At 61.2% G+C, this 26,392-nt stretch carries 24 protein-coding genes and 1 tRNA gene; 5 read left to right on the top strand and 20 right to left on the bottom strand.

The annotated features are described in order from the left end of the window. Positions 1–112: 112 nt before the first annotated feature. From caiB to caiT, 3 genes are read right to left on the bottom strand one after another with little or no spacing between them, the layout of a single operon-like run. Positions 113–1,345, bottom strand: a complete 1,233-nt coding sequence (gene caiB, locus ACYQ2T_RS05560) for an L-carnitine CoA-transferase (protein WP_459899108.1) — start codon at positions 1,343–1,345, stop codon at positions 113–115. A gap of 45 nt (positions 1,346–1,390) precedes the next feature. After that, the gene (gene caiA, locus ACYQ2T_RS05555; protein WP_459899106.1) at positions 1,391–2,524 is read right to left on the bottom strand and encodes a crotonobetainyl-CoA dehydrogenase; all 1,134 of its coding nucleotides are present in this window, start codon (positions 2,522–2,524) and stop codon (positions 1,391–1,393) included. Between the two features lie 50 nt (positions 2,525–2,574). Beyond that, a complete protein-coding gene (gene caiT, locus ACYQ2T_RS05550; RefSeq protein ID WP_459899104.1) occupies positions 2,575–4,095 on the bottom strand; it encodes an L-carnitine/gamma-butyrobetaine antiporter in 1,521 nt (506 codons plus the stop codon). Between the two features lie 1,847 nt (positions 4,096–5,942). Here caiT and ACYQ2T_RS05545 point away from each other — a divergent pair. Further along, entirely contained in the window at positions 5,943–6,650 is a 708-nt protein-coding gene (locus ACYQ2T_RS05545) for a TetR/AcrR family transcriptional regulator (protein WP_459899102.1), read from the top strand. Between the two features lie 159 nt (positions 6,651–6,809). Here ACYQ2T_RS05545 and ACYQ2T_RS05540 read toward each other — a convergent pair whose 3' ends face one another. The 16 genes from ACYQ2T_RS05540 to ACYQ2T_RS05465 all read right to left on the bottom strand — a co-directional run bounded on the left by ACYQ2T_RS05540 (position 6,810) and on the right by ACYQ2T_RS05465 (position 21,224). Further along, positions 6,810–7,439 carry an MBL fold metallo-hydrolase gene (locus ACYQ2T_RS05540; protein WP_459899100.1) on the bottom strand — a complete coding sequence of 210 codons (630 nt, stop codon included), beginning with the start codon at positions 7,437–7,439 and terminating at the stop codon, positions 6,810–6,812. 435 nt (positions 7,440–7,874) lie between these two features. After that, on the bottom strand, positions 7,875–10,031 hold the full coding sequence (locus ACYQ2T_RS05535; RefSeq protein WP_459899099.1) for a methyl-accepting chemotaxis protein: 2,157 nt from the start codon (positions 10,029–10,031) through the stop codon (positions 7,875–7,877). 616 nt (positions 10,032–10,647) lie between these two features. Further along, the gene (locus ACYQ2T_RS05530) at positions 10,648–11,667 is read right to left on the bottom strand and encodes a phage late control D family protein (protein WP_459899097.1); all 1,020 of its coding nucleotides are present in this window, start codon (positions 11,665–11,667) and stop codon (positions 10,648–10,650) included. Next, on the bottom strand, positions 11,658–11,861 hold the full coding sequence (locus tag ACYQ2T_RS05525; RefSeq protein WP_459899096.1) for a tail protein X: 204 nt from the start codon (positions 11,859–11,861) through the stop codon (positions 11,658–11,660). The genes ACYQ2T_RS05530 and ACYQ2T_RS05525 overlap by 10 nt, the downstream gene beginning before the upstream one ends. Further along, a complete protein-coding gene (locus ACYQ2T_RS05520) occupies positions 11,836–12,249 on the bottom strand; it encodes a phage tail protein (RefSeq protein WP_459899095.1) in 414 nt (137 codons plus the stop codon). Before ACYQ2T_RS05520 ends, ACYQ2T_RS05525 begins: the two co-directional genes overlap by 26 nt. A 5-nt stretch (positions 12,250–12,254) precedes the next feature. Continuing rightward, entirely contained in the window at positions 12,255–13,754 is a 1,500-nt protein-coding gene (locus ACYQ2T_RS05515) for a phage tail tape measure protein (RefSeq protein ID WP_459899093.1), read from the bottom strand. A 319-nt stretch (positions 13,755–14,073) separates the two neighbouring features. After that, complete coding sequence (locus tag ACYQ2T_RS05510; RefSeq protein ID WP_459899091.1) at positions 14,074–14,319, bottom strand: phage tail assembly protein; 246 nt, start codon at positions 14,317–14,319, stop codon at positions 14,074–14,076. A gap of 132 nt (positions 14,320–14,451) precedes the next feature. After that, positions 14,452–14,958 (bottom strand): phage major tail tube protein, encoded by a 507-nt coding sequence (locus tag ACYQ2T_RS05505; RefSeq protein WP_459899089.1) that lies wholly within the window; start codon positions 14,956–14,958, stop codon positions 14,452–14,454. Then, positions 14,958–16,166, bottom strand: a complete 1,209-nt coding sequence (locus ACYQ2T_RS05500; RefSeq protein WP_459899087.1) for a phage tail sheath C-terminal domain-containing protein — start codon at positions 16,164–16,166, stop codon at positions 14,958–14,960. Before ACYQ2T_RS05500 ends, ACYQ2T_RS05505 begins: the two co-directional genes overlap by 1 nt. Positions 16,167–16,170: 4 nt before the next feature. Then, on the bottom strand, positions 16,171–16,677 hold the full coding sequence (locus ACYQ2T_RS05495) for a phage tail assembly chaperone (RefSeq protein ID WP_459899085.1): 507 nt from the start codon (positions 16,675–16,677) through the stop codon (positions 16,171–16,173). A gap of 10 nt (positions 16,678–16,687) precedes the next feature. Then, the gene (locus ACYQ2T_RS05490; RefSeq protein WP_459899084.1) at positions 16,688–18,208 is read right to left on the bottom strand and encodes a phage tail protein; all 1,521 of its coding nucleotides are present in this window, start codon (positions 18,206–18,208) and stop codon (positions 16,688–16,690) included. A 10-nt stretch (positions 18,209–18,218) separates the two neighbouring features. Continuing rightward, positions 18,219–18,833: a phage tail protein I gene (locus tag ACYQ2T_RS05485; RefSeq protein WP_459899082.1), complete on the bottom strand. Its 615-nt coding sequence runs from the start codon at positions 18,831–18,833 to the stop codon at positions 18,219–18,221. Then, the gene (locus tag ACYQ2T_RS05480) at positions 18,826–19,713 is read right to left on the bottom strand and encodes a baseplate assembly protein (RefSeq protein ID WP_459899080.1); all 888 of its coding nucleotides are present in this window, start codon (positions 19,711–19,713) and stop codon (positions 18,826–18,828) included. The genes ACYQ2T_RS05485 and ACYQ2T_RS05480 overlap by 8 nt, the downstream gene beginning before the upstream one ends. Further along, positions 19,710–20,045, bottom strand: coding sequence for a GPW/gp25 family protein (locus ACYQ2T_RS05475; protein WP_459899078.1), 336 nt, complete (start codon positions 20,043–20,045; stop codon positions 19,710–19,712). Before ACYQ2T_RS05475 ends, ACYQ2T_RS05480 begins: the two co-directional genes overlap by 4 nt. Further along, positions 20,045–20,707, bottom strand: a complete 663-nt coding sequence (locus ACYQ2T_RS05470) for a phage baseplate assembly protein V (RefSeq protein WP_459899077.1) — start codon at positions 20,705–20,707, stop codon at positions 20,045–20,047. Before ACYQ2T_RS05470 ends, ACYQ2T_RS05475 begins: the two co-directional genes overlap by 1 nt. Beyond that, on the bottom strand, positions 20,688–21,224 hold the full coding sequence (locus ACYQ2T_RS05465) for a hypothetical protein (RefSeq protein ID WP_459899075.1): 537 nt from the start codon (positions 21,222–21,224) through the stop codon (positions 20,688–20,690). Before ACYQ2T_RS05465 ends, ACYQ2T_RS05470 begins: the two co-directional genes overlap by 20 nt. A gap of 498 nt (positions 21,225–21,722) precedes the next feature. Here ACYQ2T_RS05465 and ACYQ2T_RS05460 point away from each other — a divergent pair, with 498 nt between their 5' ends. Both ACYQ2T_RS05460 and ACYQ2T_RS05455 read left to right on the top strand, forming a co-directional pair. Next, positions 21,723–22,958, top strand: coding sequence for an ISL3 family transposase (locus ACYQ2T_RS05460; protein ID WP_459897527.1), 1,236 nt, complete (start codon positions 21,723–21,725; stop codon positions 22,956–22,958). A gap of 753 nt (positions 22,959–23,711) precedes the next feature. Beyond that, positions 23,712–24,671 (top strand): AEC family transporter, encoded by a 960-nt coding sequence (locus tag ACYQ2T_RS05455; protein ID WP_459899074.1) that lies wholly within the window; start codon positions 23,712–23,714, stop codon positions 24,669–24,671. Between the two features lie 115 nt (positions 24,672–24,786). On the opposite strand, the gene ACYQ2T_RS05450 is transcribed toward ACYQ2T_RS05455, so the two are convergent. Beyond that, positions 24,787–24,863 (bottom strand) — tRNA-Arg (locus tag ACYQ2T_RS05450). Positions 24,864–25,053: 190 nt separating this feature from the next. Here ACYQ2T_RS05450 and ACYQ2T_RS05445 point away from each other — a divergent pair. Next, positions 25,054–25,659, top strand: a complete 606-nt coding sequence (locus ACYQ2T_RS05445) for a UbiX family flavin prenyltransferase (protein WP_459899072.1) — start codon at positions 25,054–25,056, stop codon at positions 25,657–25,659. Between the two features lie 12 nt (positions 25,660–25,671). Further along, entirely contained in the window at positions 25,672–26,367 is a 696-nt protein-coding gene (locus ACYQ2T_RS05440) for a metal-dependent hydrolase (RefSeq protein ID WP_459899070.1), read from the top strand. Positions 26,368–26,392 lie beyond the last annotated feature (25 nt).

Below are 26,392 nucleotides of genomic sequence, written 5' to 3'. Positions count from 1 at the left end.
CTTCGTTCATCTGCCGGAACCGTCTCACAGGAACTGACGTTCCACCGTGTGGTGACAGGAGGGACAGCCGCCAGGGAAACGGCTGTCCCTCCCCCACAACTTTAACCGAGTGTTAGTCGGCCTTGGGAGGATCGCTCAATTTGACAATGCCCTTGTCTGCAAGAGCGCTGATGGCTTCTTCCGTGTATCCGAGGTCGCCGAGGATGGCGGCGGTGTCCTGCCCGTGCTGGGGCATGGCGCGCCAAATCTTGCCGGGGTTCTTCTTGAACTTCGGCATGACGTTGGGGCCCTTGAACTCCTTGCCGTCCTGCGTTTCCCACTGGGTGAAGGATTCGCGGGCGATGTACTGGGGATTGGACTCCAGCTCGGGGACGGTGAGCACCTTGGCAAAGGCGATGCGCATGGAGCCAAGCAGCTCCTGCACGTCCTCAAGGGACATCTCGGCGAAGAGCTCGTCGAGCTTGTCCTCAAACAGACGGCCAGCTTCGCAGTCGCGCTTGATAAGCTGGCAGCCCTCGGGGACGTCCTCGGTGCCAAGCAGATTGGACAGGCCCAGCTTTTCGAGCATGCCTTTGACCTGCTTGACGCCCACCACTTCGGTGACGAAGTAGCAGTCTTTGCACTTGTAGGTACCGCAACCGGCCCAGATGGGGTCCTTACCCTTGGTCTGACGCGGGCAGACCTGACCACCGTTGAAGTAGTCGATCATGTAGTACTGGCCCACGCAGAGCATGGCTTCGTACATGGCGACGTCGATGCTTTCGCCCTCACCGGTCTGCTTGGCCTTGTACAGGGCGGCCAGAACGGAACTGGTGACGGTGAAGCCCGCAATATAGTCCGCGGTGTACGGGAAGGCGGGCATGGGCTGATCCACATCGCCATTCTGGATGAGGTAGCCGCTGAAGGCCTGCGCAATGGTGTTGTAGGCGGCGGAGTTGGTGTACTCGTCCACGCCGTACTGGCCGAAGCCGGACAGATGCGCGATGACCAGAGCGGGATTGTGCTCCCACAGCAGTTCGTCGGTGATGCCGCGGCGGGCAAAGGCGGGGCCTTTGCTGGACTCGATGAGGATGTCCGTGGTCTCCATGAGCTTCAGGAACGCTTCTTTGCCCTCGTCGGAGAACAGGTTCAGCGACAGCGCATGGAGGTTGCGGCGGGAGTATTCGGGATAGTTCGGCTGCACACGGATGGTATCCGCGTAGGCCGTGTTCTCAATCCAGATGACTTCTGCGCCCCACTCGGCGAGCATCTGGGCAGAGAACGGACCGGCGATCTCGATGGCCGAGAACACGACGCGTACGCCGCTCAGCGGGCCGAACTTGGGAGTCTGCACTTTATTCGACATTCTACTGTGTCCTTGGAAGTGTTGTACGATTTCCGGGCCAGTCGCCTAGCGGTACTGCTTGAGGACAGAACGACCAAGGGTCAGGATCTGCATCTCGTCGGAGCCGCCGGAAACGCGGTCAACACGCAGGTCACGCCAGAAGCGGCCCACGCGGTGGCCGGTGATGCCGATGCCGCAGAGAATCTGCATGGCGTCGTCCACAACTTCAAAGGCGGCGTTGGCGCAGTAGAACTTGCACATGGCGGCGTCGCCGGAGGACATGATGCCGTTGTCGCACTTCCATGCGGCTTCGTAGATCATGTTCTTCATGCTGTTCAGCTTGATGGCCATGTGGGCGAACTTTTCCTGAATCAGCTGGGTGCGGCCGATGGCTTCGCCAAACTGCACGCGCTGGTTGGCGTACTTGGCGGCGTCCTCAAAGGCGCAGTAGGCCACGCCGTAGTTGGTGCAGGCCACGAGGAAACGCTCGCCGTCGAACTCTTCCTTCACGCGGTTGAAGCCGTTACCTTCGGTGCCGAAGAGGTCCTTCTCTTCCAGCTCAACGTTGTCGAAGATGACTTCGCAGCAGCTGTCCATGCGCAGGCCCAGCTTGTCGAGGGGGTTCAGCTTGATGCCCGGCAGGCTCATGTCCACAAACCACTCGGAGAAGACAGGCTTCTCGGACTCGGAGTCGCGGGCCATCACCACGAGGTAGGGGCAATGGGCGCTGCTGGTGATGAAGCACTTGTGGCCGTTCAGGTACACCTTGCCGTTCTTGCGGGTGTAGGTGGTCTTCAGGCTACCCACGTCGGAGCCGGCGCTGGGCTCGGTGATGGCGGAGTTCCACATCTGCTTGCCGGTGCCGCGGAAGGCAAAGATCTTGTCAATCTGCTCCTGCGTGCCGTAGCGCAGAATGGTGCCGAAGCCGGGCAGCTGGTACAGAACGTAGGTGGGTGCGCCGTGGCGGCCCAGCTCTTCCCAGATGGCGGCCAGAGTGACCATGCCAGCTTCCATTCCACCGTGCTCTTCGGGCAGCAGCATGGTGTCGATGCCGAGGTCGGCCAGTTCCTTAACCCAGCGCTCGGGGTACACGTGCTTTTCGTCGCACTCTGCGAAGTAGGCTTCCCAGTTTTCGCGCTCCATCAGCTCGCGTACGCCAGCTACAAACAGTTCCTGTTCATCAGAAAGCTTGAAATCCATGTGGATTCTCCTTGAGTTTTCTTTTTATCTACCTGGTATCACTAGGGAACTTACCAGTTCCGCTTCTTTGCATCCTTAATGAAGGACGTAATGATCATGAGGTTGACGAAGAAGAGCGGGCAACCGCCGGCGATGATGGCCGTCTGCAGAGGCTTCAGGCCGCCAAGAGCCAGCAGGGTCACGCCGATGACGCCCACGAGGATGGACCAGCCAACACGGACCCAAACCGGAGGCTCGCTGTAGCCGTCGGCCTCGGTGCAGGTGGACATGGCCAGCGTGTAGGAGCAGGCGTTAATCAGCGTCACGGTCGCCACAAAGCACAGGATGAAGAAGGCGCCGATGGTCACGGTGCTCAGCGGCAGCGCAGCCCACGTTTCGATGACGGCGCGCGGCGCGCCGTGCTCGGCAACCAGCTTGGTAAGGTCCAGTGCGCCCTTGTGGATAAGGTCCATGGTGTTGCCGCTCAGAACGGTCCACATGAACCAGGTGGTGACGGTCAGGCCGGAAACCATGCCGACGCAGACCTGGCGGACGGTGCGTCCGCGGGAGATACGGGCGAGGAAGATGCAGGTCTGGATGCCGTAGATGACCCACCAGGCCCAGTAGAACACGGTCCAACCCTGCGGGAAGCCGCCGCCACCGATGGTGTCGGTGTAGAACAGCATGCGGCCGAACTTGTCGAGCAGCACGCCCACGGAGTCGGTGAAGTAGTTGGCGATGAAGGTAGTACCGCTCAGGGCCAGCACCCACAGCAGAACGCCGATGGTCAGGTAGCTGCGCAGGTCGGAGGCGAACTTGATGCCCTTCTGCAGACCGCAGGCAACGCAGATGGCGTTGAAGACAATCCATGCGGCAATGATGGCGGCGTCCAGACCAAGGGTGTGCTCAATGCCAAAGAGGTACTGCATGCACTCGGTCACCAGCGGCGTGGCCAGACCAAGGCTGGTGCCCATGGCGAGGATGAGGCCGACAATGTACATATTGTCGATGACGGTACCGATGATGCCCTTGCAGTTCTTTTCGCCGATAAGGGGGGCGAGGGTACCACTGGGGCGGATGACGTTGATTTTCTTCACGAACAGGAAGTAGCCGAAGGCAACGGTGAAGAACCCGTACCCAGCCCAGGGCAGCGGGCCCCAATGGAACAGGCTGTAGGCAAGGCCGTATTCCTGCGCCGTGACGGAGAAGGGTTCAAAGCCAAACGGCGGCGTAGCCACGTAGCAGTAGGCCTCGTAGGAGCCCCAGAACAAAACGGCAGCGGACGTGGAGGACGCGAACAGCAGGAACACCCAGCTTGACGTGCTGAATTCAGGTTCCTCATCCGGGTCGCCCAGCTTGTTATGCTTCCAGGGGCCAAAGACCAGCCATGCCCAGCCAGCCAGCATAACAATCATGTACCACTCAAACGCCCAGCCCCAAGAGTGGGTGACGTAGTGGAACAGAGAGTTGATGACCTTGTTCGCCGCGTCGAGGTCGCGAACAGTCAAGTAGCACAGGATGCCGACTATGATCAGCGACGGAAAAAAGACTTTCGGATCAATCTTGATTGATTTCCCTTGTTCAGTACCCATCCGGTAGATCTCCAACTGCAATTGAAAAATGTTCCTGAAGCCAGCCCCACGGCCCCGCGGCATGTTTGCTGGTCACGTACGCATGCGCCCATGCCAACCCATGACCCTCCGCGGATGGTGCTACCAGCTCCCCCTGACAGGCGAATGCCCCTGCCCCTAAAGGCCTTGCGTTCCAACCCGACATGAGCATTACACCGCATAAAACACGCGTTGCCGCACGGGGCTTATTGTGATGCGCCCCTCACGCAGCAACAGCTGGCGACATCGGGAGGACAACGCGGCCTGCTTCCGTCAGTTGGCGCTTTCGCGCCACCCTCCGTGGATACGGATGAATTTCGAACGGTCCGCTTCGGGCTCGCGCGCTTGCCACATGTGGCCTGCGCGCGTGTTCCACACGCCCTGTTGCGCCCTGTTCGCCATTCAACACATCCGGGGAAGTTCCATCCGGCACATGGCTGTGGCGGCGTTTTGCCGCCCGCGTTGTCAATCTGGAGGCGAAAACCGCACGAGTTCTGATCCAAGATCACCGCTACCAATGAAGCGTTGAGAGTGGTGCCCTACGATACGCTCGTGTTTTCAAATGGTTTGCTCCTCGCGGTGCGGTTGTCCATTTCCAGACAATCTCCCGTGCCGCGCTCGTGAAAATTTGCATGATCGCGATCATTTTGCAATCACATTTTTTTTATAACCACGTTCATAGACGGGATTTTTTGAGTGAAAAGCAGAGAATCCGGTGGGTTATCTCAAATGTTTTTTTGGCAGTTTTTCCAGCGTGGTCGGTATGCCACCATTTTGAGGGGGAGAATGCGGACGCAGGCATTTACTATAAACAGTCGAAATAATATGCTTTCCTTCAAGATTGTCCGATTCGTGACAAAACGCACCACAAACACAATCACGGTAAATTTACTAATCGTGATTATACCCTACTTCGCGCGGCCCCGCTCCCGCAGCACGGCCCTTCTCACCCACACGCCAATATCGCCTCGCATCCGGGCGAAATCATGACCGATGTGGACGCTAGCGGCATGTACCACCACGACGCAAAACCGTCTTATAGATGACAGAATATCCTTCCGGAGCGTTCCCCAACGTTTCAAGCGCGCCCAAAACGCCTTGCGTAGGACATACTGCGTACGCAGAAATTCCACTGCTGACAGGATACATGCGGCGCCCGCGGAGGAGCTTGCGCATTATTGCGCATAGGTTTTCATGATGACGGCGATGCGCTAGGATTGACTTTTCCAGCGAAACGGAATATCAAGTCGGCTATATTTCAGCAGATTGTGATGACGGGCACCGTGTGGGCGAGAGAACACGGCAGCCCTACCCCAAGAACGCGAGCGCCCTATGATCGCGCCGCCTCCACTGCTCCGCTAGTTCCACACACCATGCAGGGCACACTGGGCCATCACCACGCTGGCATCCCACATGTGGACCACCACTCCGTCTTCACGCACCCGGCATCACGCCCGGCAAAAGCGCAGCCCGCGTGCGACGTCGCCCCTGACAGACGTCGCGCGCTCCGTAGCGGGGCGCCCTCGTGCCCTGCGCGCTTGATGCCCCGGCACGGATAGGCGCAGCAGGTGTATGATCGTGATCTTTTTTTGGTATGTAGCGCCAAAAGTGGTATACGTTCATAGCCTGCGGCGGGATGCAGACGAACCACACCGCGCCAGCGCGCGGATGCAGCGTACGCCATACACCTTTTTTCCACACACCATGGGCGCAGCGCTCGCCGACCATGGAAAAGTATCGACCCCGGAACTGCGATGCTTCTCCGCTTGTCTCTGTCCTTCGAAGCGAACATGCACCAGACGCATCCGGTGCCAAACAAAAGGGAAAGCATGCGACAAACCAACGACAAGGCCAAGATCAAACAACAGCGCGTGATGAAATACTTCATCGACGCGGCGAACCACATCATCCAAGAGGAAGGCATAGAGGCCGTCACCATCCGCAAGGCCGCCGACATCGCAGGCTACGCCAGCGCCACGCTGTACAATTATTTCGAGAACCTGCCGCATCTGGTCTTCCTCGCGACCATGACCTATCTTGAGGAATACCACGAGGCCATCCCGCACTACGTCAACAAGTGCGAGGACTCCATTGAGCGGTACATGGCCATCTGTAAGTGCTTTACGGTGTATTCCCTTGCCAACCCCGAGATATACGAACTGCTGTTCTTCACCCACGGCAACGACAAGCTCGAAGAATACACCCGCCAGTACTACGAGCTGTTTCCCGAGCGCATCGTCAAGGACGCCCCCGCGCCCTTCAACAAAATATACGACATCAACAACCTCTACTCCCGCAGTTTCATCATGCTGAACGACTGTGTGGAGGACGGCTTCATCACCAAGGATATGGCCGAGGACTTCAACGATGTCGCCCTCATGGTCTCCAAGTACATCCTTGAAGACGTCAAAACCGGCGCTCTGGACAAGCGCGCCGGCACCGCCAAGACCATGAAGTACTACCGCCAGATCTTCCGCTGTTATGTGCTGCCCGAGCACCGCCACTTGGTGGAGAAAGCCGCCGACAAGTGGAGCTAGGGCAGCTAGCCTCACAGCCCCACCGCTTCCGTGCGCTACGCACCGCCACACCCGCAAAAAACAAGGCGCGAATTCCGAAATGACTCCGGAATTCGCGCCTTGATGTATGACGTCTTGTGCCGCGCGCCAGCGGGCGGGCGGCGTATGGCTCAAAGGACCCTAGCGGCGACGTCCCCGGAAGAACGGGTTGTGCGCCTTCTCATCGCCGGCGGTGGTCAGCGGACCATGACCGGGATAGAGCACCGTGGCTTCCGCCATGGTGAAGATGTTGGACTCAATGGAGGTAAACAGCGCCTTGGCGTTGCCCCCCGTGTAGTCCGCGCGGCCAACGGAGCCGGCAAAGATGAGGTCGCCCACAAAGGCCACGCCGTCATCCTCGAAGTGGAAGGTCAAGCTCCCCGGAGTGTGGCCGGGCGTGGCCAGCACGTGGCACGGGCGGCCAAGGAACTCGTGCGTGCCCGTATGAAGCGGCTCGTACACGAACTTTTCCTTCAGGCGGGGGTAGCCGGACTCGCCAGCGTTGCGGAGTTCCTCCGCGACGAGGATGGAATCCTTGGGGCTGGCCAGAATCTTGGCCCCGGTTTCGCCGGCCAGCTTCGGCGCGCCGTAGAAGTGGTCAATATGAATATGCGTAATGAGGATGTGCGTCAGCTCTAGCCCCTCTTCACGCAGGATGCTGGACAGGCGCGGGGAATTATCGCCGGGGTCGACCACCACAGCCTTGCCGTCCTCGGACAGCAGGTACCCATTCGTTTGGTATGGACCAAGAGGAAACTTCCGAATCTGCATTGCAACTCCCTTACACTCTGCACGGCGCCCGCGCGGTCCCTCTCCCGCACCGTGGTTTTCCAACCAGTAGCGTCAAAGGGCGCACAGCGCGCAACATGCTGATTTTCTTTCTATCTTACTCTTCGCTACAAACCAATACAGACGCGTCCAAACGTGGTTTCGCCGGGTGTGGAACGACCCCGCCGCGCTTCACGAAGCGACGCCTTGCGGCCTTGTTCCCCGCGTCCATAAACGAAAAACGCCTGCATGCAAACCTTTCGCCCCTGCATTTTAGTGGACAGGGGCGGAGAAATTGCCCCCGCAGCGCGCTGGCGGCGCCAACGCCGCACCCCGCCTCTCCGTCGCCAAAAGAGCCGCCCGCCAATGGCGAATCAGGGCAGCAAAAGGCCCCCGCGACGCATCGCGGAGGCCTTGCCGTATCTTAGTCCACAGCGCCTAGCGGCTTGCCTGCGAATCGTCCTTCAACTCACGGATAAGGGACGCCAGCCCGGAGGACTGCTCCGCCATCTCGCGCAGGGCAAGGACGGTTTCCTCAACGCTTTGCGCGGTGTCGTTGGTTATCTGGTTAATTTCCTCGATGGAGCGGTTAATCTCGTCACTGGCGGCGGACTGCTGGCCCGCGGCGGTGGCAATGCCCTGAATCTGCCCAGAGGATGCCTCCACGCCCGTCACGATCTTTTCCAGCACCTCGCCGGACTTGTTGGCAAAGGCCACTGCCCGCTCAAGGTCCTGCTCCGCCGTCTCCATGGACGCGATATTGCCGTGCGCCACCTTCTGAATGGACTCGATGGACGAGCCAACTTCCTTGGTGGCGGTCATGGTCTTTTCGGCCAGCTTGCGAACCTCGTCCGCGACAACGGCAAACCCTCGGCCCGCTTCGCCAGCACGCGCGGCCTCGATGGCGGCGTTGAGCGCAAGCAGGTTGGTCTGGTCGGCAATGTCTTCGATAACGTTCATGATATTGCCAATGCCCTTGGCCTGCGAATCCAAATCGTCCATGGCGCTGCGCAGACGCTCGGTCTGGCGCTTGGTGGTCGCCATGGCGTCAATGGACTTGCCAACCACGTCCTGCCCCTCGCGCGCGGTGTCGCGGGCGCTGACGCTGTGGTCCGCTGCGTCGCCGGCGTTCTGGGCCACTTCCAGCACCGTGGCGTTCATCTCTTCCATGGCTGTGGAGGTGGACTGCACACGGTCGCGCTGTAGCTCGGTGCCTTTGCGCATTTCCTCGGACTGGGCGGAGATTTCCTCCATCGCCGTGGAAATGCGCTCCACAACGCGCTCCAGCTTTTCCGCGGCCTGCAGCATGCCCTCGGCCTTGGCCTTTTCCGCCTGCTGGCGCGCCTCTTCGGCAATCTGCGTGGCGTGCTCGGCCTGGCGGGACTTCTCCTCGGCAATGCCCATCTGGCGCTCAATGTCGGCCATATTCTGGTGCAGTTTCTCCGCCATCACATTCACGGCGCTCTGCACGCCGGCCACCTCGTCGCGGCCTTCGGCGTCAAGGCGCACATCAAGGTCGCCCTCGGCAATGCTGTTCACTGCGGCGGCGGTCACCTTGAGGGGGCGGGCAATAATGCCGGCAACCACCCACAGGACGATAACCGCCAGCAGCAGGCACCCACCGCCAATCAACGCAGAGTGCAGAGCCATGGCGTTGGCCTGCTCGTAAATAAGCTTTTCCGGCACGGAGATGCCAACGCCCCAGCGGTCGCTGCTGGAGCCAAGGGTTACCGGCACCACGAGGTCATAATAGCCCTCGCTGAAATTGCGGTAGACTTCGTTGCGGGCAAGACTGCGCAGCACCTTGTCCGGATGGGTAAAGACTTCAGTCACCTGCTTGCCCGCGAGGTCGGGCTTGTCCGTCTGCGCGGCGATGGTCCCGGCATGGCTGACCAGCGTCACCATGGCGCGCGTACCAAGTAGGGTCATGGAGTCCGCAATCTGTTGCAGGAAGTCCACGGGCAGATCTACGCCCACCGCGCCAACGGGCCTGCCGTTTACGCGGATGGAGGAACCAAGGGTCACCACCATGCGGCGCTTGCCGCCAATGTTGTACATAACGGGCTTGGAGACCGTATCCGTCGTTGAACGCAGCGGCTTGAGGTACCAGCCCGCACGCTCCGGGTCGAGATAGCTGTCACCGCACGGTTCAAGGTGCAGGCCGCCAACCTTATTCCAGTACGGAACAAAGCGGCCCGTAGAGTCGTGCCCTTTGTCGTAGTGCTTATGTGCGGCGTCCGCGCCGTCCAGCGCGTCCGGCTCCCACACGGTCCATGCGCCAAGCAGGGCTTCGTTCCCCGCGGCAACCGTGCGGAGCATGCCGCTCATCTCATCGCGCGAGGGCGTTTGGTTGGTTTCGCGCATGCCCTGATAGCTCTGCGCCAGCGTACGCGCGGCATCAAGGCCCACCTCAAAGCGGCTCTTAATCTTCAGCGCCTCAACGGTGGCCTGGTCCTCCGCCTGCCGCAGGGCGTCCTTCAGGGCCTCCTGCCGCGTGGTGTACGTGGTGTAGGCAATGATCACCAAAATGGACGCGGCAAGGCACAGCCCCGACCATAGAACAATTTTCCCTTTAATTGACCGAAACGAATACACTTGTCTTCTCCTCAAAGAGTGCGCAATTCACAGGGGCCTCAGCCCCCCTTTTCTGCACGAATGCGCCGGGGAAACGACCTTTACCAGCGCGGTACAGCTCCACCCGCCGCCTTCCGGCCCCCAATGCAACAGCGCCCCGCCCCGACATCTCGGCACACTGTTTGATCGCATTGCATTTTATAATCATGATCATCCGCATGGTCATGAAAAAGCGGCTACGCGTTTTGCGGCCGCATCTGCAAGGCTTTTCCATCCGCCACCTTCCGGTGGCAGCGCCCACGTGGCGTTCCGAAAGTATACACGCCAGACTCTGGCACTATTGTCAACGCAATATCGAACTTTTTACCGTCAATTATCTGGCGGAAGAGGTGTTTTTCCGCCCTGTTGCCGCACTGCAAAGTTGGGCACCCCCCCCTCTGCACAGCCCTCGAATATCCCCTTTCCCACCCCGCCAGCACCTTGGTCAATATACGCCAGCCGTCGCCATACACATTCCCGCCGCACATGTTCCCCCTCTACGGCAGTACCACGCGCCCAAACGCTTCATGCAAAAGGGCCGCAGCATCGCCAATCGGCAACACTGCGGCCCGTGTTCGTCACGCTCTGTTCATTGCACCTAAGCAGGCGTGGCGGCGTCCTGCCCTTGTTCCCCGTCCACGCTGGTCACGTAGCCGGAGCTGTCCAGCTTGTGTTCGGCCTTGGTCACAGTCCATTGGCCGCTGACGCCCTCGCGGAATCCCTCAAGCTGCGCCAGCGCTTCAGCGCGCAGATCCGGACGCCCCGGCAGTGTAAGGGACAGCGTGGCGCGCCCGCGCTGAAAAGCCTCCAGCTTGGCGCGCGCCGCCTGCTCTGCCGCATCGCGCGAGGCATAGGGGTGGCGCAGGCGGTACACGGGTTCGCCGTCACCAACGCTTTCCTCACGGTCACACGCGCTGTCCGTATCGCGCCACTGGGCAACCACCCGGCGATAGTCGCCGCGCTCTGCCATTTCCACGCGCCAGCTTGTCACGTCGCCGGGGCTCAGACGCACCCGCGCCAGCGGCGCGCCGCTCACGGCCTTGCCCGCCGCTTTAGGCGTCAACACGAGGAAGCCGCCGCCCACCTTGGCCAGCACGCCCATCTCCGCGGCAAGCCGCGTGACAAGGTTCATATCGCTCTCGCGAATCTGATCAATGTGCCCAAGGCGGCGGCCCTCGACCTCCGCCGCAATGGCGGGCGTCAGGCCATGTTCTGCGGCCACAACCCGTGCAAGCTCGCCCAGCGTCCCCGGCGTCCACGACCGCGTGCGCTGGGTCTGAAGCTGGGTATACGTGCCGCTGCGCTCAAAGGGCGCGCCGCTGGCGGTAATGCTCAGCACCCGCGGCGGCCCGGACAGCGTGACGCCATCCACAACATACAGCCCCATATACTGCGCGCTGTCGCCATAACCCAACCACACGCGCAGTTCCGCGCCCGTGGTGGGAAGCACCACATGCGGCGCGCCATCGGAAAGGGTCAGCGACAGCGCATCGGACTGCATCCCCGCCTCATCAGTGATGGAAAGGGAAATCAGCCGCTCACGGATGACGGCGGTGATGTCCTCACCACCAGCTTCCACGCGGAACACCGGCGCATACGTGTTGCGTGCTAGTCCCACAGGCTCACCCCTTCATCAGGTTCCGGGTCCGGCAGGTCGGGCAAGAAGATTGCCACACCCGCCGCGAGGACCGGCCCCTTGTCAGCAAGGCCGGGGTTGGCTTCCAGCACAGCTTCCACAGTGCCCGCCGTCCGCCCGTAATGCCTGTGGCACAGGGCGTCCACCATGTCACCGTCCTTCGTGCGGTACCACATCGGCCCCTCCGTAGTACTTGAGCTTCAGGGTGAATTCCATACGGCGCGGCGTCCCGTCCGGGAAGAGTTCCTGCCGGGTTTCGTCCACGCCCTCCACAACCCAGCGGCCATGGATGCCCCCTTGCCCGTCCACGAATAGCAGCGGCCTGCCCTGCCCCGCCTCGGCGCGCAGGGCCGCCACCTGCGAAAGCCCGCCCCGAAAGTGCGGATACACCACACCGGAGACGCTGACGCTGTCCGCGCCCGGCCCAAGGTACTGCAGCGCCGCCTCCCGCCCGTGGCGCTCCTGCGCGCCCCAGCGATACGCCGTGGAGCGCGACAACCGTCCGGGCGCGGCCGTATCCACGGAAAACGTGTAGTCACCGAGTTTCATAATACTCTTCGACATAAGCCCTACCCGTCGTGTAGCGCCCGCCGCCGCGCCACGCGGCTGCGTTCATCCAGCCGTCGCAGCACCGCTTCCGCGATGTCGTGAACCGACTGCTGCGGCGTCGCATAGATGTTGATGGAATCAATATGCTGCGAGACCTGCGCCGGGGCCGCCCCAGCGCCAGCGGCGGCGGGAACTGCAGGCACAGCAGGAACGGCGCGCGGCGCGGACGCGGGAACAGACGCACGTGCCGCCGGAGCAAACCGCCGCGGCTCCCTCGCACGCTGGACAGGCTTTGCCCGTTTGACGCGCTCGTCCTCCTCATCGTCGTCATCGCCGCCCAGGGAGAAAAAGCGCCCCACAGCGCCGAGGAATCCGCCCTCGGTAAAGGCCTTTTTCAAGTCGTCCCAAATGGTGATAAGCCGCACCACAGCCAGCGTAATGCCCGTGATGACGAATCCGATAGGGTTGGCCGCAAAGGCGATGCCCACGGCCTTGATGCCAGAGACCAGCAGCGGAAACACCCGCCCCGCAATGCCCGACATCACGTTACCAATGGACATCAGCGACGCGCCAAAGGACACCACGCTCATCACAGTTTTTCCCGCCAGCACAGCGCCCAGCATCATGGCAAGGTTCTCAAACCCGCCAACGGCATCCGCCGCCCATGTCACGCAGCTTACCACGGTGGAAAACGCCTTGGCTGCGCCGCTGGCAAACTGCGCCACGGCCTCGCCAATTTTGCCGAATTCGCTCCGGTTTTCGCGCGCCCACTGGGCGAGGCGCGGACCCCATTCATTGAGCAGCGGAGCCAAAGCGCCGCCGATGACGCCAAACAGCTCACCCGTCACCGAGGACACCACCGTACTGAACCGTCCAAAAGCGGCTGTGTAGTTCTTGGCACCACTTCGGCCTGCCTCGGACACCACGTTCAGTTCCTTCTGGGTGGCAAGCAGTTCGCCAACGCTCTTGGTGCGCTCCGAAAGGCCCGCAGCAAGTTCGCCGCCACTGTCACCCATCAGCGCGCCCCCGATGTCCACCGCCTGCTGCGTATCCCCCAATGTCCGAAGCCTTTCAGCCACGCACTGAAGGCGTTCCTCCGGCGACATATCTTTGAGTTCGGCAAAGGACAGGCCAAGAGCGCCTAGACTTTCCTTCGCCCCGTGCGCCGCAGCGCCGCCCTGCTCCAGCTGGGTCATCGTGGCCTGCAGACTGCTGGCAACGCCGCCAATCTGGTCCGAAGTCAGGCCCATTTCCGCGCCAAGACCATTCCACGCGGCCAGTCCCTCGGTCGAAAAACCAAGAGACGCCGCTTGATTGGACAAACGCGTCATTTCACGGTTGGAGTTTGTGAGCGCGGCGCCTAGCGTCTTCGCATGCTCCCATGCGCCGCCGAGCGCCGCGCCAAGTTGGGTGGCCTGCGCCCCCGCCGCGCCAATGCCAGAGCCGCCCGCACCTGCGGCGGACGACGGCGCCGCAGCACTCGCGCCGGAAGCCTGCCCCGAACCGGCACCGCCGGACACCCCTCTTACCTGCGGGGCTGAGCCTCCACCGGGCGCCTTTGTAGACCGCAGCTTTCCCACAACGCGCCGATGCGCCCGGGAAACAAGCGACGCACTCTGCGCAAAGTCTTGACTCACGGCCTTAAAGGATGCGTCCGGCACAAGGCCAAACCGGATAACACCTGCTGTGCTGCCCCGCATTACGCCCTGCTCCGTTCATCTTTTGGGAGATATGACATCCACATCATAAGTTCCTCCACATCCATGCCGAAGAGCTCGTCGCGGCTCCAGCCCGTGTAATACGCAAGGGCCAAAACGCCGCGCCGGGCGGTCTCGGCGTCTACGACAAAAAACCCGTGTACGCCTGCTGGAGCTTGCGGTAGTCCGCCATGTCCAAGTCTTCCAGCACATCAACGGACACTTCGCACAGGTCCCCAAACAGGCTGATTTCCTTCTGCACGTCCGTGCCTTTGCGCTCCTCGTTGGCGGCCACGTCGCGCACCTTGGGCCGGCGCATGTCCAGCGCCGCAATCTCCTGCCCCTGCCACGTTACCGGATGATCCAGCGTAATCCGTTCCTTGTTCATATCGTCTCCTTGTATGGCTTTGCGCCGTGCTGACTTCCCCCGCACCACACTCGTTGGCGCACAGCACGGGAGTCCACAAAGGCCTCTGCCCCGTGGACTCCCTGCGCCGCGTCACGACGCGCTCACGGCTACCTACATGCCGCAGGCGTCGCGAAGTTCCTTCAGTTGATCCTTGCCGCCGATGACGCGCTTCATGTTCAGGGCGTCAATCTCGTGCAGGGTTTTGCCGCCCTGCTCGCGCTTGTAGTAGGTCAGCGCCACGGTCAGGGACAGCGTGGCCGCCTCGCCGGGTTTCCACGCGCCGTCCTCAACCTTGGTAACGGTGCCGCGCATCTGCACGACCACGGGCGTCACCGCGCCGTCCATGCTCTGCAGGCCGCCCCGGGCGGTCAGCTGGATGCCGCTGTTCTGGACAACGCCAAAGCTGCCGAGGATGTGCTCGCACTGCTTGGACAGGGTGAAGGTGGCTTCCATCTTCTCCATGCCCATGTCGATGGCGATGGAAGTATCCATACCGCCAGCGCGGTAATCCTCGGTGACAAGGCTCAGCGCCGGAAGCTGGAGTTCCTTGCATTCGCCGACGTAGCCGCGTCCGTCCACGAACAGGGCAAAGTTTTTCAGAATGTTCTCTGCGGGCATTAGTTGAAGACCTCCTCAATGTAGTCGTTGACCAGATGGCTGCGGAACGTGACGTGCTCTGCCGGATAGGGCGGCGTGAAATCAAAGTCGAAGTACACCTTGCCCTGCTGAACTTGATCGGGCGTGTTCAGCTCCGGGTCCGCCCAGCATGTGCCGCCAAGAATGGCGCCCACGGCCTCAAGGTGACGCAGGTAGGCGTTCACGCCTTCCACCACGTCGTCCACGTAGGTTTTGGTGATGTTCCGGTCCACGGCCCACAGATGCGCCGCGAGGATGGACTCGTTGATCATGTCCGCCGTGCGGCGCACAGACAGGAAGGACCACTTCGGATCGGTGCAGCCGGTGCGGTTGCCCCACAGGCGGTAGCCGCCTTCGTTGATGATGGTGGCGACGTTCTTCTCGTTCAGCATGTTGGCGCGGCAGTTGACGTCACCCAGGGTAAAGTCCACAGGGCGCGCGGTGCCGGAAATGCCCATCACCTGCCGATTGGACGGCGACCACCAAAAACCGCGGTCGTTGTCGGAACGGGCAATCATGCCAGCCACACGGGCGGATGCAGGCTCGGCAACGTATTCGCCGTCGCGGTAGACCTTCACCCACGGGTCCACCATGAACACGCGGGCGGTGCCGAAGTCGCCCATGGCGGCGATGGCGTCGGTGTCGTTGGTGTTCGGGCCATCCACGATGACCACAGCGCGCAGACGCTCGGCAATGCCTTCCAGTTCAGCGGCAACGGGATTTTTGAGGAAGGAACCGGGATTGTCCGCATCCTCGGCGCGCTGATGCGTAAAGCCGGGAGCCAGCAGAACGCGCGGGGTAAAGCCAAGGACAGACGCGCTGGCGCGCAGGGCCTGCACGCCCATGTACTGCCCGGTGGCTTCATCCACGCCGCCGACCACGTTGGTCATGGTCGCTGCATCATCCGCGCCCTCATCCACACGCACCACGACAACCATGGCCCCGGACTGGTCCAGAATGCCGTCCAGCGCGGCAGGCAGCGTACCCGCGCCATCGCCCACGGTATCCAGCTTGGCGGCCTCGCGGCGGTTGCCCGCGACAAGGACCGGAGTGTTCAGAGGAAAGGCGCTGGCGTCGGCGTCCGGAGCCGTGCCCACAATGCCGATGACGGAGCTTTTCACGGTACGAATGGGACGCGGACCACCATCAATCTCGACGACTTCCACGCCATGCAGAAACTGTTCAGGCATTAACTTAGACCTCACTGGTTGCAGGTTCAGATTCAGACTCACAAGACACACCACCACCCTCCACGCCAGACACCACAGAATCGGACGGAGCTTCGGGCCACTCGATAGAATTGGGGAAGCCGGGTTGATCAGGCACAACCTCCAGCGCATCAGCGTAGGCGTCCCATTCGGCAAGCCGCGCATCAATCCCAGCGACGTCATCCGACGCGGACAAGAGCACACGACGCTTGCGCAGGAGCTGCATCACGGCCGGATCGTACACCTCACGCATAAGGCGGTCCCGCTCGGTGCGGGCTTGTGTGGCGAGTTCGGCCTCGGTAGGCTCTGGCGGCGGGGGCGGGTCCACGGCAACGGGACGGCCGTTGACGTCGGGTTGAATGCGCTTGCCGCGAGATTGCGCGTTACGGAGCGCATAATATTCTTCGTCAGTTACATTTACGGCATCATTCGGAATGTTATCACCGTGCAGACAGTGACTATAAAAACTATTTGTTGTTGCACTGTATTGCATATACCCTCCACTAGCGCCCCAATGAAATCCACATAACGGAACCACCATACGATGTGTCATTCCGAGACTTCCAGCTTGAATGCCATTTGAATCCTTGTGATGAGCATGACTGGACCCGCATTCCTTCGGAGGAGGATCCACTATCACTACGCCCTACAGTCTCTCCCAGCATTACTTGTAGGCAGACATTGGGGTACGTGATTGGAAATACGTAATCGCCCTCGGCCTCGTTCCCAATACTTCCAGTAAGGAAGCTGCCCCACTGCAAAATCAGTCCACTTGGCATCTTTTGCCAACCGCTTTCACAAAGACTCTGCGTCCATTCCCCCTTGTCCACCTTATTCCCATTAATCGCCGCAACTTGGTCGGCGATTGCTATAAGGTCCACCTGCGCAGCGTTCACTGCGACGTCGGCGACCTTGATGCAGGGGAGGTGGTAGAGAGTTTTGGGGCGGTTTTCGTCGGCGGTGGTGACGACGCGGGAAGCGTCAATGCCGTACAAGTCTTCACGATTTAAACTCCCATCTGACAGATTACCTGCGTCGTACTGTTTTAGATAAAATGCCCCAGTTGGAGCCACGTTTTTTGCCCCGCCTAGGAATGTCCCAGTAATATTCCGAATCGCATCACCAGCCCAATCCCCAACCTCTTTCCCAACTTCACCCGGCCTCGCAGGAGCGATATACGCTCTCTCGCAAGGCAGAATAATATGCGTGTCGGTTATGCAGTATCGCCCACAACTCCCATCCTGTGCCGCCGCTTCCGCGTCCCACGCGGCCTCGTCGGTCAGGTAGTTCCCGGCGGCAAAGACGGCCTCGTCCAACTGCGGGTACGTCCCCCTCAGAAACTTCTGTTTGACGTTGGCGGGGACCGTTCCGGGCAGGGGTACGCCAAGAGAGGACCAGCACAGCTCCCCAACGGGGACACCTGCCACATTGCCCCACGCCACGCTGCCGTCCTCCTGCATCACCAGCACCTGCCCCGGCTCGCCGCCTTCGGGGATGGTGTGATGGGGATCGTCGGTGCGGGTGGTGTGGGTTTCCAGCAGGGTGCGGACTTCCACGACCTGCGTGTTCACATAACTGCGGCTTGCCAGCACCACCGTCGGGTCCACCTTCAGTTCCACGGCGGCGGTGTTGCTCACCTCCAGCACAAGGCGCACGCGCAGTTCCGCGGCGGAGCCTTCGGCAATCTGCGGTTTATACGTTTCGGGCAGGTTGCCCACGGCGAACAGGTCGCCATCAGCGTCAAAGACGCCTGCCTCGCGGATGGTCCAGCCGCCCTGCTCGGACGGGATGACCAGTTCGGCCACGATGTACGCCGGATTGTCCGGGTCCGTTTCCAGCGTGTTCAGCTGGGCACGGTACGTCTCGCGGACCAGCGCATCCTGCGCCGCGTCCGGTGTCACCTGCTGCCCCGCACCATCGCCAACGGCGCAGTGCGTCAGGGAGACGGTGCGTCCAAGCGCCACGGCATTCGCCAGTTTCGCCCGGCCCATCTCGGTGAGGATGACAAAGAAGTCCTTGGCCATTTCTTCCTCGCTAGGGTTGTATTGTTATTGCCAAAAAGGCTTGCAGCCCCGCTGCGGCATGGACCGCAGCCTCCTGCGTCACGTCCTCCGGACGCCACGCATAGACCTGCAACGTTCCGCCGGTTTGCAGCGCGCCGCCAGCGTGGACGCTCCCGCGCGCCGCGCTCACGACATCAAATCCCCGAAGGTGCGAACGCGTGTTCTTCGCCGCCTCCACCACTCGCGTCAGCATGCCGTAGAGGTCGGCGTCCACGCCCCGGTCATCTACCTCCACCTCAATGGCGAATGTGTACGGCTCGCCCTGTGGGGTTTCCTCCCACCATTCGCGAATTCGCACCCGGTAGCCGAGGGCGCGCACCGCCCGGTCCACAGCGCCGCGCGTCCCCTTATGTCGGTGCACCCACACTGCGGCGCGGATAGCCTCGCGCTTTTGCGCCTCGGTCCAGCTTTCGTCCCACGCATCCACGGACAACGCCCACGCAAGCCAAGCAAGCAGCGGCTCCGGGCACTCATCAGGACGCCACACCGAACGCAGCGGAACGCCCACGTCGGACAGCCGCGCCACAGCTTCGGACAGAGCCCGTTCCGTCGCCGTCGCGCTTGGCGGCAGCAGATGCCTAGACACGCTCCACCTCCAACGCCACGCCCGTGCAATACGCGGCCTGATGCGCCGCGCAGGTGACATTGGCGGCAGGCTCATCCAGCGTCACACGTGCGACGCCCTCCACCTGCAACGACGCATAGACCTTAGACAGCGGCATCCCCGCGCCAAGCACGTGCCCCGCCTCGGCCACGGCCTGCATGGCCGCAAGGGCGGCATCGCGCACAGCCTCAGCACTGGGACCGGGCTGAATGGCAAGGGTTGCACGCACGGCGTAAGGCACCACCTCCGCCGCCTGCACGGTGACATGGTCCGTCAACGGACGCGTTTCCGCCGCCCCAAGCACGTTCTCCACCGCAGACACCACGGCAGGGTCCGGCGTTCCATCGCCCTCACGGCCCAGCACGTGGACCACCACCTCACCGGGCGCGGGGCTGCTCACCGCCGCGTCACGCACATCCGGCACCGTCAGGGCATGGAACACATACGCCCGGTCCGGCCCCGCCACACTAAAGCCCTCCGGCGCAAGCTGGATACGGCGGCGAAACTCATCATCGCCCTCCCACGTCGGCGGCACGGGCGGATAGGCGTCCGGGTCGCCGGGGGCCACCATCTTGCGCTGAAGCGGCACCAACGCGGCAAGCTGGTCAAGGTCACGGCCAACGGCGTAGGCCAACATCACACTGCGGGCCGCATCATTCACGCGCTGGCGAAGCAAGGTTTCGCGGTAGGCCGCAACTTCCAAAATTTTGTAGGCCGGGTCGGACTCCACAAGGGCAGTATGCTCCGGGTGCCGCGCATTAAATGCCGCCAGCATCTCCGCGAGCACGTCCTCTGCGCTGAGGTCCCGCACCACCTGCGGCGCGGCAAGGCGCGACAGGTCAATGTCCGAAAAACCGCTCATATGATGATTCCCTCCATGGTCACGGGTTTACCGTCCGGCAAATAAGTGCCCTGCACATCAATCGCCACGTGCCCCGCCCCGGCGTCACGCGCGCTCACGCGCTCCACCCGCAACCGAGGCTCCCAGCGGGCCAGAGCCTCCGCCGTGGCGGCGTACAGCTCCACCAGCGTTTCGCCAGTCAGCGGCGCATCCACCAGCCGGGGCAGGCGGGAGCCGTACTCCCGGCGCATCACGCGCGAGCCCACAGGCGTGGTCAGAATGTCGCGTACGGACTGCCGCAAATGCTCCAGACCGGACAACGTGCCGCCCGAATTCGCATCAACACCGCGCATCACTTCGGTCCTCCAGTTTCGCCGCCGTGCGGACATGGATGAACGTGCCCATTCAGCGACACCGCCGCACGCACATCCGCGTCCGTGCTAATGTCGCCATCGGCATGCAGATCGCCCTTCAAGGTGGCGTTGCCACCGCCCGAGCCGCCGCCCTGCGTCATGGGACCGTTCAGAAAAATATTGCCGCTCAGGGTAATCTGCGGCGCGGTGACCTTCACGGCGCTTCCGGCCAAGACATTGACCTCGCCGCCTGCCTGCACCGTTACGTCCTGTGCCGCTTCGCCCATGATGGCGCCGGGAACAACCGCGCGCAGGCAGTGGGCACTGCGGTCGTACTCCACCACGGCGCCATCACCGTAGACATGGCGGTCGACATCCGGCGACGCCGCAGGCGCGGGATGCGCGGACTGGAAAATGCTCCCCAGCACCACCCCTTGCGACGTATCCCCCGACGGCGCGAGCACCATCACCTGCTCCCCAACCTCAGGCGCCCACCACGTCCGGTCGCCTCCGGCGCGGAGCGTAAGCCACGGCAACCAGTCCGACACGGCCCCGCCAAGGCCGACGCGCACCCGCGCCGCGCCATAATCCGCCTCGGCCACGGTGCCGACCTGCAAAAGACTCGCAAGCCGCCGCTCCATATCAGAGACGCGAAAGTCCATCGGTCACCTCTGTGTAGCTCTCTTTATGTTCCAGCCCGATGCGGGGCGCATGCGAGACCAAAACGCTCTGGACAGGCACGCCCTCGCCACTCCACACACTCTCGCCAAGGGGCACGTCCTGCTCGAATTCCACGCGCCAACAGGCGACATCCGTTCCAACGGGAGCAGGCACATCCGCCTCAACCTTCACAAACCGCGCAGGCATGGCCTGCACCCCAAAACGGTTGCCGTGGACCAAAGCGGCCACCGCCGCGCTCATCTGCCGCAGTTCGCGCCGCGACTGCGCCGCGTCCAAGGCAGTGTCCTTCGCCACAACAAGGAACACGTCCCAGCGGCACTGCACCCACACGCGCTCCGTCCCGTCCTCGGGGTCTCCGGCGTGTTCCATGTCCGTCAGCCGGACCACGGCAAGAGGCGCTTCCATATCGCCGTTCGCGCCGTACTCCACCACCGCCCGCAGCCCCGGCAGGCCTTCCGCAAGCGCCGCGCAAATACCTTCGCATGCTGCTTGAACCATTCTTCCCCTCCTCTCAGCCGCCCGGATGCTTCCATGCGGATTCGCTCAACTTTACCGGGGACGTTCCGAGCTACGCGCCGTCGCACGCCGCGCAGCGCAACCGGTGCTCCGCCCCCTCGTTCGGCGCGCACAATAAAAAAGCGCCGCCACAATGACGACGCGTCCCTGTACAGATGTGCAGTGGTCCATTTTTATGAGGTGCTGACGATACGACCACGTCGTCATTGCCACCCTTTTTGTGCTCCGCAGGCTTAAGGATTTCATCCTTAAGAATCCTCTTCATACGCCACGTCCCTCACTCTCCACACGGCTGCAATCACGCCCACACACCAGCCCTGAGCAGTGCGGCCCACTGTCCCCACGCCCAGCGGGCGCCTACACCCCCTTTTTTGGGGTTCATCTCCCAATTCCGGGGGAAACATAAAAAATTGAGGACAACGGAAACCCTCAGTAATCTCGACAGTTGCACAACAGACGAGAGCTACAAGGAGGGCACCGTTGTCCAAGGGCAAGATTACCCGGTTGTTGGGAGACTGGAAAGGGTATCGTGTTGGAACTGTTCAGCGCCTTGAAGCCAGCGAAGCTCGGAAGCACCCCGAAGTCTGGATCGAGTTGATTCCAATCAGGCGAAGGCGAATGAGATGCAGCGGGTGCGGCAGGCTTGTCTGCGCAGTTCACGACTATGTCGAACGCTGGGTTCGTGACTTGCCTGTATTCGACGCGGCAACGCATTTGCTCGTTATCCGGCGTCGGGTCCATTGTCCCGTCTGTGGACCAAAGCTGGAGCAGCTTCCTTGGCTCGACAGGTATTCGCGTGTCACAAGGCGGCTGGCCGAGTCCGTTGTTCGGCTCTGCCGCATACTTCCCATTAAGCACATCGCGGAATGCTACGGCCTGAACTGGAAGACCGTGAAGACAATCGACAAGCGGTACCTAGCGGAAAAACTCAATCCCATTGACTTGAAAGGCGTCAAGGTTGTCGCAATGGATGAGTTTGCCATCCGCAAAGGACATCGCTACGCCACGATCATCGTCGAGCCTTACACCAAGCGGGTTCTGTGGGTAGGAAGAGGCAACAGCCGGGAGAGCATCCGACCATTCTTTGAACTGCTTGGCCGTGATGGTTGTGCCCGAATTGAGGCCGTTGCAATGGACATGAACGGTGCGTATGCCGCCGAGGTGAAGGCGCAATGCCCGAAAGCCGAGATCGTCTACGATCTATTTCATGTCGTTGCCAAGTATGGCCGAGAAGTAATCGACCGCGTCCGAAACGATGAGGCCAATCGCCTCAATCATGACAAAGACGCCCGTAAGGTTGTCAAAGGCTCACGATGGCTGCTCCTGCGCAACAGGCGGAATCTCATGCGACAGGAAGATCGAATCCGGCTCTATGACCTGCTTCGAGCCAACAAAAATTTGATGAAGGTTTATATCCTCAAGGAGGATTTGAAGCGACTCTGGGACTACCGATACTCCAAAGCTGCCAAGCGATTTTGGAAAGGTTGGTACCGCCGCGCCATGCAAAGCCGAGTCGAGCCGCTCATTAAATTCGCTAAGCGCCTCAAACCCTACATCTCGGGCATTATCTCACACTGCCGATATCCGCTACACACCAGCCTACTCGAAGGGATCAACAACAAGATCAAGGTGATCAAACGGATGGCCTACGGCTTTCTCGACGACGAGTACTTCTTTCTCAAAATCAGAGCAGCCTTCCCCGGAATTGGGAGATGAACCTTTTTTGGGGCTGGCTTCCAGACCCAAAAACCTCGGGATTCTTAAGGGGTCGCACCCCTTAAGTCGCCGAAGGCAACCTCTTGAACCTTACGATACGACCACGTCGTCATTGCCACCCTTTTTGTGCTCCGCAGGCTTAAGGATTTCATCCTTAAGAATCCTCTTCATACGCCACGCCCCTCACTCTCCACCCGGCTGCAATCACGCCCACACGCCAGCCACACCCACCCGGGCCACTCGCCCCACGCCCAGCGGGCGCCTACACCCCTTTTTTTGGGGCTGGCTTCCAGACCCAAAACCTCGGGATTCTTAAGGGGTCGCACCCCTTAAGTCGCCGAAGGCACCCTCTTGAACCTAGCGCTACGACCACGTCATCCAAACGTAAGACACAAAAAAGGACGCCTGATGGCGTCCTTCGTTGTGCGCGCTCAATCGCGAAGCAATATTCTCGATGTGCCCAATTCACCGGGGCAGAGCCAGAACGGCTGGACTCTTTGAGCAAGTGCGGGTATTTCTTTTCATCGCACTCACCGGCTCATGAGGGCGCGGCATCCACGCTGTGCCTCTCACGCGGAATTCTCTGCCTTGAGCTTTTCTCAAGCGACTTTTCTCCCCGCACATCCGGTCGAATACTGGCGCAGGCTCTTCTTGCGCTGTTTGGCGCGTTGCGCCCTATGGCAGCTGCATGCCAGCACCTGCCCGTACGCTGACTTCGGCCTCGGCTCCATACCGAGATATAAGGATAGACGCATGCTCAAGGTTGTTATCACGACGCTTCTCCCGCTGTTCCTGATGGTGCTCGCAGGCTGGTTTGCCCAGCGCAAAAGCATGCTGCCAAAGAACAGCTCCAAGACGCTTAACGACTTCGTCTTCTTCTTTACACTGCCTGCACTGCTTTTTTCCTCGCTGGCCACCACGCCCATTGAGGAAATCTTCCAAATACGCTTTGCGACGGCCTACACCATGTCGATGATCATTTCCTATCTGTGCATGTTTGGCATCTCGTCGTGGCTCTTCAAGGCCTGCGGGCCGGTGAGCTGTATTCGCTCGGCTTCGGCCAGCTTGCCCAACAGCGCGTTTCTTGGCCTGCCGATTATCATCTCTCTGTTCGACAACACCCACGAGACGTTGGTCATTGTCACGCTCTCCATCCTGCTGCCCACCGCAATTGTTATGCTCATCGTGACGCAGTTCGAGATGTATCAAAACGCTGATGGCAAAGGCCGAGCGGCGGTACTGCGCAACGTTGGATTCTCGCTCATCAAAACGCCGGGCATCTTGATGGCCTTCGCGGGCATTGCCGTGTCGCTTTGCGGCTTGCATATTCCGGCATTTCTCACAGACAGCATGCAGAGCTTTGGCATGGCGTCCGTGCCGTGCACGCTGTTCGCCATAGGCATGCTCATTGCGCAGCTTGACCCTAAGCTGAACCTGAAGAGCGTCCTCTCCGTGAACCTGATGAAGCTCATCATCCAGCCAGCCCTTGCCGCCACTCTGCTCTACGCCTTTGGCATAACGGGCAAAACCCTTGTTATCGGCGCCCTGCTCGCGGGCATGCCCAGCGCGCCGCTGGCCTGTGTGTTTTCGCAGGTCTATAACGCCGGAGAATCCGAAACCTCCGCAACGGTCTTCATCTCCATGCTCGTCTACATCCCGGTCTTCTGGGGCATCATCACCATCGCCAACGGATTTGGCGTGGCCTTTGGCTGATGACGCCTCCTGCGGTCGAGGTGTATGCCGTGGCCGCGACTAAAGCTCGCTTCGCGAACTGAAATCGCACAAAAAAAGGACTTCCCGATTACTCGGAAAGTCCTTTTTATTCTCATGGTGGGCAATGCAGGAGTCGAACCTGCGGCCTCTAGCTCCGGAGGCTAGCGCTCTATCCAACTGAGCTAATTGCCCGTGAAGGAGGGCTTAATATGCCCTGTGAGGGAATGTTGTCAAGCAGGATTTATCATATTTTCATGCCGCTGTCCCCGCTTTGGTCCCAAACCGAAGTCCGTCACACATCCCGCTGCCGCCCCGCGCAGGGCGCTGGAGCTCGGGTCCGGTTCGGCTTGTAAGGCTCTCTCGCCAATGGTATTTGCTGGGTATGACATCACACGCCGTACACCACACAAAAAGCCCCCGGCGCATCGTCCTCGCGGTGACCGGAGCAAGCGGCATGCCCTACGCCGCCACTCTCGCCCGCGTTTTAGGGCAAACGCCCGATATTGAACTGCACTGCATCGTCTCCGCCGCAGCAGGCGAGGTGCTCCGACTGGAAACCGGCGACGACGCGGAGGCCATCACGGCCCACGCTCACGCCGTTTACTCGCAGGACGACATTGGCGCGCCGCCAGCAAGTGGCTCGTGGCAGCACTCCGGCATGATTGTGTGCCCCTGCTCCATGGCGTCGCTTGCGGCCATCGCCACGGGCATGGGCTCCAACCTCATCCACAGGGCGGCGGACGTCACCCTCAAGGAGCGCCGCCCCCTCGTACTGGTCCCCCGCGAAACACCGCTGAACAGAATCCACATGGAAAACATGCTCCGCGCCCATGACGCCGGCGCCACCATCATGCCACCAAGCCCGGGATTTTACCTGAATCCGCAATCCGTCACCGCGCTCGTCAATCACTTTTGTGGACGCGTTCTGGATATGCTACACGTCCCCCACGACCTGTCAGCCCGCTGGGGCGACGAGACACCGAGCTAAGGAGAATCACACATGCCAAGCACCATCACCTGGTACTCGCACGCCAATTTCAAGATTCAGACGCCATCGCGCACGCTGTTTGTCGACCCATTTTTTGACGGCAACCCCGCCGCGCCCATTTCCGGCGCAGACATCACCGAGGCCGACGCCGTCCTCATCACCCACGACCACGGGGACCATGTTGGCAGCGCTGTGGACATCTGTACCCGCACAGGCGCGCAGTTGGTCGCCATTGTCGGCACTGCGGAAAAACTGCAGCAGGCTGGCGTTCCGGCAGGACAGATTGCCAACGGCATCGGCATGAACATTGGAGGGACGCTGGACCTTGGCGGAGTGCGCGTCACCATGACGCAGGCCTTCCACTCCAGCGAATCCGGCGCGCCAACCGGCTACATCATCACCCTGGAGGATGGCTACACCATCTACCACGCCGGTGACACGGGCATTTTCAGTTCCATGGAACTATGGGGACAACTCTATTCCATAGACCTCGCCCTGCTGCCCATCGGCGGCGTGTTCACCATGGACCCGGCGCAGGCCGCGCTGGCGTGTTCGCTACTCGGCTGCCGCAATGTCCTGCCTATGCACTGGGGCACCTTCCCCGTTTTGGAACAGAGCACTGCGGCCTTTGCTGACGAGCTTGCCACCCGCGCGCCAAAGACGACGCTCCTCTCCGCCACCATTGGCGAGCCGCTGACGCTGTCATAAACACACGCTGGCTTCAGACCGCCCC

It is taken from the genome of Desulfobaculum senezii, from assembly GCF_054657395.1.
The sequence above is the reverse complement of the archived record's forward strand: the minus strand, read 5'-3'. Positions and strand labels throughout refer to the sequence as shown.

Excerpts from the sequence above, each read along its gene's own strand:
- caiB (WP_459899108.1), bottom strand. The coding sequence starts at position 1,345 with ATGTCGAATAAAGTGCAGACTCCCAAGTTCGGCCCGCTGAGCGGCGTA.
- caiA (WP_459899106.1), bottom strand. The coding sequence starts at position 2,524 with ATGGATTTCAAGCTTTCTGATGAACAGGAACTGTTTGTAGCTGGCGTA.
- caiT (WP_459899104.1), bottom strand. The coding sequence starts at position 4,095 with ATGGGTACTGAACAAGGGAAATCAATCAAGATTGATCCGAAAGTCTTT.
- ACYQ2T_RS05545 (WP_459899102.1), top strand. The coding sequence starts at position 5,943 with ATGCGACAAACCAACGACAAGGCCAAGATCAAACAACAGCGCGTGATG.
- ACYQ2T_RS05540 (WP_459899100.1), bottom strand. The coding sequence starts at position 7,439 with ATGCAGATTCGGAAGTTTCCTCTTGGTCCATACCAAACGAATGGGTAC.
- ACYQ2T_RS05525 (WP_459899096.1), bottom strand. The coding sequence starts at position 11,861 with ATGTGGTACCGCACGAAGGACGGTGACATGGTGGACGCCCTGTGCCAC.
- ACYQ2T_RS05520 (WP_459899095.1), bottom strand. The coding sequence starts at position 12,249 with ATGTCGAAGAGTATTATGAAACTCGGTGACTACACGTTTTCCGTGGAT.
- ACYQ2T_RS05510 (WP_459899091.1), bottom strand. The coding sequence starts at position 14,319 with ATGAACAAGGAACGGATTACGCTGGATCATCCGGTAACGTGGCAGGGG.
- ACYQ2T_RS05505 (WP_459899089.1), bottom strand. The coding sequence starts at position 14,958 with ATGCCCGCAGAGAACATTCTGAAAAACTTTGCCCTGTTCGTGGACGGA.
- ACYQ2T_RS05500 (WP_459899087.1), bottom strand. The coding sequence starts at position 16,166 with ATGCCTGAACAGTTTCTGCATGGCGTGGAAGTCGTCGAGATTGATGGT.
- ACYQ2T_RS05495 (WP_459899085.1), bottom strand. The coding sequence starts at position 16,677 with ATGCAATACAGTGCAACAACAAATAGTTTTTATAGTCACTGTCTGCAC.
- ACYQ2T_RS05490 (WP_459899084.1), bottom strand. The coding sequence starts at position 18,208 with ATGGCCAAGGACTTCTTTGTCATCCTCACCGAGATGGGCCGGGCGAAA.
- ACYQ2T_RS05480 (WP_459899080.1), bottom strand. The coding sequence starts at position 19,713 with ATGAGCGGTTTTTCGGACATTGACCTGTCGCGCCTTGCCGCGCCGCAG.
- ACYQ2T_RS05475 (WP_459899078.1), bottom strand. The coding sequence starts at position 20,045 with ATGCGCGGTGTTGATGCGAATTCGGGCGGCACGTTGTCCGGTCTGGAG.
- ACYQ2T_RS05470 (WP_459899077.1), bottom strand. The coding sequence starts at position 20,707 with ATGGACTTTCGCGTCTCTGATATGGAGCGGCGGCTTGCGAGTCTTTTG.
- ACYQ2T_RS05465 (WP_459899075.1), bottom strand. The coding sequence starts at position 21,224 with ATGGTTCAAGCAGCATGCGAAGGTATTTGCGCGGCGCTTGCGGAAGGC.
- ACYQ2T_RS05455 (WP_459899074.1), top strand. The coding sequence starts at position 23,712 with ATGCTCAAGGTTGTTATCACGACGCTTCTCCCGCTGTTCCTGATGGTG.
- ACYQ2T_RS05445 (WP_459899072.1), top strand. The coding sequence starts at position 25,054 with ATGACATCACACGCCGTACACCACACAAAAAGCCCCCGGCGCATCGTC.
- ACYQ2T_RS05440 (WP_459899070.1), top strand. The coding sequence starts at position 25,672 with ATGCCAAGCACCATCACCTGGTACTCGCACGCCAATTTCAAGATTCAG.